The sequence below is a fragment of the Pseudomonas sp. CM25 genome, assembly GCF_013179705.1.
GTDB lineage: Bacteria > Pseudomonadota > Gammaproteobacteria > Pseudomonadales > Pseudomonadaceae > Aquipseudomonas.
In genome coordinates, this window is sequence record NZ_JABMCW010000712.1 from 1 (window position 1) to 650 (window position 650).

1 protein-coding gene and 1 pseudogene are annotated in these 650 nt (G+C 62.9%); both read right to left on the reverse strand.

The window, feature by feature from the left end; all coding sequences use genetic code 11:
- Positions 1–226 precede the first annotated feature (226 nt).
- A complete protein-coding gene (locus HP546_RS30865; RefSeq protein WP_172233836.1) occupies positions 227–451 on the reverse strand; it encodes a metallothionein in 225 nt (74 codons plus the stop codon).
- A pseudogene (locus tag HP546_RS30870) lies at positions 448–650 on the reverse strand (phosphotransferase system, HPr-related protein); the annotation flags it as partial. The pseudogene HP546_RS30870 and the gene HP546_RS30865, both read right to left, overlap by 4 nt.

Consider the following 650-nt stretch of genomic DNA (forward strand, 5'->3'; position numbering starts at 1 on the left):
CGATACACCTAGCCTGGGGCAGGCGCGTACCGAGTGTGAGCGCAGCAATGGGATCTGGCAGACGCATTGAAGGCCAGGCAGAACAGTCCCGGCAGCGCTAAACAGGCGCTTGCCACAGCATTTGCGTCGCCTATGAAATCGAGCGCCGCGCGGGCGGCGCTCGATCTCATAGGCGCTGCATATCTTGCGGCAAACACCTGCAAGCCGTTCAAAGTACTAGCATGAATCAGGGAGAAATCGGATCACTCGCCGGGAAGGTCTCATCCAGCGCATTGTCGACGCTGCTTTCCTTCACCTGCGCCACCTGTCCGCAATTGCAACCCGGCATACGGCACGGTTCACCGTTACGGTGCCCGCTGGCACAGGCCTCACAGCAGTAGGCCTTGCCGTTCTGAGGGGCGGCATCCACCGTACAGGAGCATTCACTGCACGCGCATCTTAACTCGCTCATGGCTTGCCCCCTTGGTCTTCGTCGATCACATCATCGGTCCATGGCTCGCCATCCAGCGGTGCGGAACGGGCCAGCTCGGCTTCATCCAGGCCGAACCCACCGCCGATCTCGTCAGCATCCACCTCGCGCAATGCCTCGTCCGCCGGGCCACCCTGGCCAGGCTCATGCGGGTCGCGGGCGCCGGTCTCGTCCAGCAGCG

Excerpts from the sequence above, each read along its gene's own strand:
- HP546_RS30865 (WP_172233836.1), bottom strand. The coding sequence starts at position 451 with ATGAGCGAGTTAAGATGCGCGTGCAGTGAATGCTCCTGTACGGTGGAT.